This is a genomic window from Candidatus Neomarinimicrobiota bacterium (assembly GCA_041862535.1).
Taxonomy (GTDB): Bacteria; Fidelibacterota; Marinisomatia; order SCGC-AAA003-L08; family TS1B11.
Genome location: JBGVTM010000099.1, coordinates 1 through 3768, shown reverse-complemented (window position 1 = coordinate 3768; position 3768 = coordinate 1). Strand labels below are relative to the sequence as shown.

3 protein-coding genes are annotated in these 3768 nt (G+C 58.6%); all 3 read left to right on the top strand.

The features are described 5' to 3' along the window. Positions 1-211 precede the first annotated feature (211 nt). Positions 212-751, top strand: coding sequence for a hypothetical protein (locus tag ACETWG_03860; GenBank protein MFB0515724.1), 540 nt, complete (start codon positions 212-214; stop codon positions 749-751). Positions 752-792: 41 nt separating this feature from the next. Next, the gene (locus ACETWG_03855; protein MFB0515723.1) at positions 793-1986 is read left to right on the top strand and encodes a putative sugar nucleotidyl transferase; all 1194 of its coding nucleotides are present in this window, start codon (positions 793-795) and stop codon (positions 1984-1986) included. Between the two features lie 129 nt (positions 1987-2115). Further along, a partial coding sequence (locus tag ACETWG_03850) for an acyl-CoA dehydrogenase family protein (GenBank protein MFB0515722.1) occupies positions 2116-3768 on the top strand: 1653 nt, incomplete at its 3' end.

Sequence of the window (3768 nt, the reverse complement as noted above, 5' to 3'; positions counted from 1 at the left end):
AGGACAGCGAGCAGTCGGTAGTGCGCGGAAGAGTTCACGAGTCGGAAATTTAAAGCATCGCGGACGGGCAGGCTGGCATAATCTGGCCGGAATAAAATCGGCCCTCTCTGAGAACTATCCGGAAGGGTATTGGGCTTATGGTTGATGGTTTCCCCTGTCGCTTGTGATGTCTTAAAAAGTAAATTACATTTTATTTTAGGCAAAGTCTGGCATGAAGACGAGCACCCGGCTGCGAGTTTACCAAATGATCGGCTACCTTACTGCCCCGCCGCGGGAAGTGGTTTTTTCCCCTCATCAACCGCGGCCCAGGCGACTCCTCTTTCTGTTCCCTATTCAAAATCAGTTGGTGGCGGAGAGCCGCTATGTCGCCCGGCGCCTGCAGCGATATTTGCACCGGAATACCATTTGCCTCGCCATCTCCAACCTCTATCGCGATCGCATCTCATGCCCGCTGCATTCAACCTTCTATTTCCCTATGCACCCGGACGATCCCACCAGGATTCAGATGGATGTGATGTTGGCCCGTTTCCGGAATCAGGCTTTCGACGCCGTGATCAACCTGGACCCGGAGTTGAACTTCCAGATTGCCCGGGTGATGAGTGTGATCGATACGCCCCGACGGATCGGGCTCTCCGGTCCTTATGCCGACGACCTGTATAACATCCATATCTACGCCGATCCGGACCAACCCCTCAGGAAGGCGTATGCGCAAATGCTCAAACTATGTGATCTGGGAACACCCGGTGGTTAACCTCATCCGCAACTGTCTGGAAAGTTCAGAAGGGACCGTTCATGATTTACGTCTTTGAAGACCAGTATGCCCTGAACCTGGAACCGCTGACCCTCACCTGGGCCACCTTTGAGCTGCGCTGCGGCGCTTACACCCACCTGGAGCGCATCCGCCGGGTAGTGAGCGATAAGCCCCTCAGCCTGGTGGTGCGTCCTGAAATGGCGGCGGTGGTGCAGGAACGTTACCCCGACCTGCCGGTCAATCCGGAGCAGGTGGTGGCCGGCCTCTGGCTTAACGGAACGGCCCTGTGGGATGAGGAATCGTTCCAATTATTGGATGCGAAACACGCACATATGATGCAGGAGGAGCGTCTAGTGGGAGGGTACCTGCCCGCCTATGACGGCCGAGCGTTTCGTGACAGTTTGATGCGCGGGGAGCAGCATTCTTTCAATCCGACTGAATATGAAGGCCCAACACTCCTCCACTACCTGTGGGACCATTTTCTAACCAATGGCGAACGGCTCACCGCTGACTTTGACCGCTGGTACCGCAGCGCAGCCCGCAGCGCCTTGCCCCGGGGTGTGGAAGTAGTGGGTGATGGCGGCGTCTATCTGGGCAAGGACGTGACCATTGATCCCGCCGTAACCCTCGATATCCGCCACGGACCGGTTATCATTGAAGACGGTACTACGATTGCTTCCCACTCCGTTATCGCCGGGCCGACTTACCTGGGTTCCAAGTGCAAGGTCTGGCCCTTCGCGTTTCTGGAGGAGGTCGCTTTAGGACCCGTCTGCCGGGTCATGGGGCAGGTGGAAGGCACCATCATGCAGGGATACACCAACAAGCAGCACGATGGGTTTTTGGGACATGCCTACCTAGGATCGTGGATCAACCTGGGTGCTGGCACCACCAACAGCGATTTGAAAAACAACTATGGGCCGGTGAAAGTATTAGTCAATGGCCAGACCGTAGATACGGGGAAAACCTTCATCGGCATGTTCATGGGTGACCATGCCAAGACCGCCATCGGTACTCTCTTCAACACCGGTACCCGCGTAGGGGTGGCGGCAAATGTGTTCGGCCCGGTTACACCGCCCAAGGTCGTGCCCTCTTTCGCCTGGGGCGGCGACGGCCAGGAACGCTATGACCTGGAAAAGTGCCTGGAGACCATGGCGACCGTTAAAGGCCGCCGGGGGCAGGAACTCACCCAGGCAGAGCGGGACCTGTTTAAGCGGCTGTATGAGGAGGCGCAATAGGCCTTCTGAGCCCTGCTCCCTGCTCTTCGTTTTCGCGATACCACCCCACTACTCTTCCTCGAGGTGGTAAATTTTCACCTGCAGGGGCACGGTTAAACGTGCCCTAACCGGCAGCTACAGGAGCGCGACATGGCTGAAACCACGTTATCCCTGATGAAGTCCCTGTTCCAGGGCGAGATTCTGGAGGACCTGACTTTTCCGTTTCCCAGTATGGATAAGGAAGAGGCCGACATGGTGAAGATCATCACTGACAATTTGTTCAAATGGGCCGAAGAGAATTTTAATTCCGCCGAGGCCGATGCCCAGGCCCGGTATCCCGAAGGCACCCTGGAGGCCCTGGGGGAGATGGGCCTATTCGGCCTCAACGTTCCCGAGGTCTACGGGGGCCTGGGTCTGTCCCAGACGGCCTACGCCAGGGTCTTCGAAGCCCTGGCCATGATCGACGGCTCCCTTCCGGTGACCGTGGGTGGGCACAGTTCCATCGGCGTGAAGGGTCTGCTGCTGTACGGTAGCGAGGAGCAGAAGCGGAAGTACCTGCCCGACCTGGCCAGCGGCAAGAAGCTGGCGGCCTTCGCCCTGACCGAACCGGGCGCCGGCAGTGACGTGGCTTCCATCCAGACTCGCGCTGTGTGCCAGCCGGACGGCACCTGGTTGCTGAATGGACAGAAGCTCTGGGTTACCAACGGCGGCATAGCCGATTTCTTCACGGTTTTCGCCAAAACGGCAGTGGAGGTTGACGGCAAAACTGAGCAGAAAATCTCCGCTTTCATCGTGGACTGGGGTCTGGAGGGCTTCACCCGGGGACCGGAAGAGGACAAGCTGGGCATCAAGGCCTCCAGTACGGTGCCCCTCTTCTTCGACGATGTGGTTTTGCCCCCCGACAGCCTGCTGGGAGAGAGGGGCAGAGGTTTCAAGGTGGCTATGCAAGTACTGAACTCGGGCCGGTTGGCTCTGGCCGAGGGGGTGGCCGGGGGCGCCAAGGTCGTTCTGAAGGATGCCGTGAAGCACACCCTGGAACGCTCTCAGTTCGGACGTCCCATCGCCGAGTTTGAGCTCATCAAGGAGAAGCTCGCCCAGATGACGGTGGACACCTACGTGTCGGAAAGTATGGTCTACCTTACGGCGGGCCTGGTGGATCGGGGAGACGTGGACTACTCCTTGGAGGCGGCCATCTGCAAGGTATTTGCGAGCGAGCGGGGCTGGGCCGACATCAACGAGGCGCTACAGCTCCTGGGTGGCCTGGGATACATGAAGGATTATCCTTTTGAGCGCGGCCTGCGGGACGCCCGTGTCAATCTCATCTTCGAGGGTACTAACGAGGTTCTCCGTCTGTTCATCGCTCTGGCCGGTATGCGAGCGCCCGGCGAGTACCTCAAGCGATTGGGTAAAGCCCTCCGGGATCCTATCAAGGGATTTGGGTTCCTGGCCGACTACGCCCTTACCAGAGTCCGGGGTGCCGTTATTCATCCCCATCTCACGGCGGTGCATCCAGCCCTCAAGGAATGGGCCGAGCGCTGCTCCTATTACGTGGAACGTTTTCACCTGGCGGTGGATTCAGCTATCATGAAGTTCGGCAAGCGGGTGGTGGATCGGCAGCTGATGCTCAAGCGATTTGCTGATGCCGCCATAGACCTTTACGGGATGCTGGCGGTGCTTTCCCGGGTAACCAGCCGGATCAATGCGGTGGGAGAGGAGGCCGCGAAGCCCGAGCTGGACATCGCGCGGATTTACTGTGAAGGTGCTTGGCGCCGGGTGCGCCGCAATCTGCGGCAGATCCGACGG

Coding starts and splice junctions, on each gene's coding strand:
- ACETWG_03860 (MFB0515724.1), top strand. CDS start 212: ATGAAGACGAGCACCCGGCTGCGAGTTTACCAAATGATCGGCTACCTT.
- ACETWG_03855 (MFB0515723.1), top strand. CDS start 793: ATGATTTACGTCTTTGAAGACCAGTATGCCCTGAACCTGGAACCGCTG.